The following is a 3420-nucleotide window of genomic DNA, read 5'->3' as shown; positions in this document are numbered from 1 at the left end:
ACACAGTGGACGCGAGCAACTGAGGACAAGCCCTCGGCCTATTAGTACCAGTCAGCTTCACCAGTTACCTGGCTTCCACATCTGGCCTATCAACCCAGTCGTCTACTGGGAGCCTTACCCCATCTAGTGGGTGGGAGTCCTCATCTCGAAGCAGGCTTCCCGCTTAGATGCTTTCAGCGGTTATCCCTCCCGAACGTAGCCAACCAGCCATGCCCTTGGCAGGACAACTGGCACACCAGAGGTTCGTCCGTCCCGGTCCTCTCGTACTAGGGACAGCCCTTCTCAAGACTCCTGCGCGCACAGCGGATAGGGACCGAACTGTCTCACGACGTTCTAAACCCAGCTCGCGTACCGCTTTAATGGGCGAACAGCCCAACCCTTGGGACCGACTCCAGCCCCAGGATGCGACGAGCCGACATCGAGGTGCCAAACCATCCCGTCGATATGGACTCTTGGGGAAGATCAGCCTGTTATCCCCGGGGTACCTTTTATCCGTTGAGCGACGGCGCTTCCACAAGCCACCGCCGGATCACTAGTCCCGACTTTCGTCCCTGCTCGACCCGTCGGTCTCACAGTCAAGCTCCCTTGTGCACTTACACTCAACACCTGATTGCCAACCAGGCTGAGGGAACCTTTGGGCGCCTCCGTTACCCTTTGGGAGGCAACCGCCCCAGTTAAACTACCCATCAGACACTGTCCCTGATCCGGATCACGGACCCAGGTTAGACATCCAGCACGACCAGAGTGGTATTTCAACGGCGACTCCACACACACTGGCGTGCATGCTTCAAAGTCTCCCACCTATCCTACACAAGCCGAACCGAACACCAATATCAAACTGTAGTAAAGGTCCCGGGGTCTTTCCGTCCTGCTGCGCGAAACGAGCATCTTTACTCGTAGTGCAATTTCACCGGGCCTATGGTTGAGACAGTCGAGAAGTCGTTACGCCATTCGTGCAGGTCGGAACTTACCCGACAAGGAATTTCGCTACCTTAGGATGGTTATAGTTACCACCGCCGTTTACTGGCGCTTAAGTTCTCAGCTTCGCCCCACCGAAATGGAGCTAACCGGTCCCCTTAACGTTCCAGCACCGGGCAGGCGTCAGTCCGTATACATCGCCTTACGGCTTCGCACGGACCTGTGTTTTTAGTAAACAGTCGCTTCTCGCTGGTCTCTGCGGCCACACCCAGCTCGAGGAGCAAGTCCTCTCACCAGACATGGCCCCCCTTCTCCCGAAGTTACGGGGGCATTTTGCCGAGTTCCTTAACCATAGTTCACCCGAACGCCTCGGTATTCTCTACCTGACCACCTGAGTCGGTTTAGGGTACGGGCCGCCATGAAACTCGCTAGAGGCTTTTCTCGACAGCATAGGATCATCCACTTCGCCACAATCGGCTCGGCATCAGGTCTCACCCTCATGAGAGACGGATTTGCCTATCTCTCGGGCTACACCCTTACCCCGGGACAACCACCGCCCGGGCTGGACTACCTTCCTGCGTCACCCCATCACTTACCTACTACCACCTTGGGTCAGCGGCTCCACCACTCCGAGATCGTCCGAAGACTCACCCGGCGGCTTCACGGCCTTAGCATTAATGGGCTCGATATTGGGCGTTTCAAAGCGGGTACCGGAATATCAACCGGTTGTCCATCGACTACGCCTGTCGGCCTCGCCTTAGGTCCCGACTTACCCTGGGCAGATCAGCTTGACCCAGGAACCCTTAGTCAATCGGCGCACACGTTTCTCACGTGTGTATCGCTACTCATGCCTGCATTCTCACTCGTGAACCGTCCACAACTCGCTTCCGCGGCTGCTTCACCCGGCACACGACGCTCCCCTACCCATCACAGTCCCCGTTGGGGGTATGTACTGCAATGACACGACTTCGGCGGTACGCTTGAGCCCCGCTACATTGTCGGCGCGGAATCACTTGACCAGTGAGCTATTACGCACTCTTTCAAGGGTGGCTGCTTCTAAGCCAACCTCCTGGTTGTCTCTGCGACTCCACATCCTTTCCCACTTAGCGTACGCTTAGGGGCCTTAGTCGATGCTCTGGGCTGTTTCCCTCTCGACCATGGAGCTTATCCCCCACAGTCTCACTGCCGTGCTCTCACTTACCGGCATTCGGAGTTTGGCTAAGGTCAGTAACCCGGTAGGGCCCATCGCCTATCCAGTGCTCTACCTCCGGCAAGAAACACACGACGCTGCACCTAAATGCATTTCGGGGAGAACCAGCTATCACGGAGTTTGATTGGCCTTTCACCCCTAACCACAGGTCATCCCCCAGGTTTTCAACCCTGGTGGGTTCGGTCCTCCACGAAGTCTTACCTCCGCTTCAACCTGCCCATGGCTAGATCACTCCGCTTCGGGTCTTGAGCGCGCTACTATATCGCCCTATTCGGACTCGCTTTCGCTACGGCTTCCCCACACGGGTTAACCTCGCAACACACCGCAAACTCGCAGGCTCATTCTTCAAAAGGCACGCAGTCACGAGACACTCCAAAGAGTGTCCGACGCTCCCACGGCTTGTAGGCACACGGTTTCAGGTACTATTTCACTCCGCTCCCGCGGTACTTTTCACCATTCCCTCACGGTACTATCCGCTATCGGTCACCAGGGAATATTTAGGCTTAGCGGGTGGTCCCGCCAGATTCACACGGGATTTCTCGGGCCCCGTGCTACTTGGGAAATACGCAAGAGAGCCGTACAGATTTCAGCTACGGGGGTCTTACCCTCTACGCCGGGCCTTTCGCATGCCCTTCGCCTATCCATACGGTTTCTGACTCTCCGACCGGCCGGCAGACCGATCAAGCACACTCCCACAACCCCCACGACGCAACCCCTGCCGGGTCTCACACGTCGTAGGTTTAGCCTCATCCGGTTTCGCTCGCCACTACTCCCGGAATCACGGTTGTTTTCTCTTCCTGAGGGTACTGAGATGTTTCACTTCCCCTCGTTCCCTCCACACTGCCTATGTGTTCAGCAGCGGGTGACAGCCCATGACGACTGCCGGGTTTCCCCATTCGGACACCCCCGGATCAAAGCTCGGTTGACAGCTCCCCGGGGCCTATCGTGGCCTCCCACGTCCTTCATCGGTTCCTGGTGCCAAGGCATCCACCGTGCGCCCTTAAAAACTTGGCCACAGATGCTCGCGTCCACTGTGCAGTTCTCAAGCAACGACCAGCCACCCGCCACCCCATCCACACAAGGGACGAGTTCACCGGGGCCGGCATCACGAAGATAGGGACCGCAGTCCGTACCCTCAGATACCCAACAACGTGCCCGACACGACCAGTTGAGACTCTGCGTTCCACGCCGAAGCAGTACTAACAGTCCTCACTGACCGTGCCGAATAATCAACGTTCCACCCATGAGCAACCAGCATCGGACATTCGCCGATGTTCTGGCCTCTGACCGAG

At 57.3% G+C, this 3420-nt stretch carries 1 rRNA gene; it reads right to left on the bottom strand.

From position 1 onward, the window contains the following. Window positions 1-21: 21 nt before the first annotated feature. A 23S ribosomal RNA gene (locus tag AC068D_RS35565) occupies window positions 22-3142 on the bottom strand. Between the last annotated feature and the right edge of the window lie 278 nt (window positions 3143-3420).

This window comes from Streptomyces sp. NPDC043861, assembly GCF_056435905.1.
The sequence above is the reverse complement of the archived record's forward strand: the minus strand, read 5'-3'. Positions and strand labels throughout refer to the sequence as shown.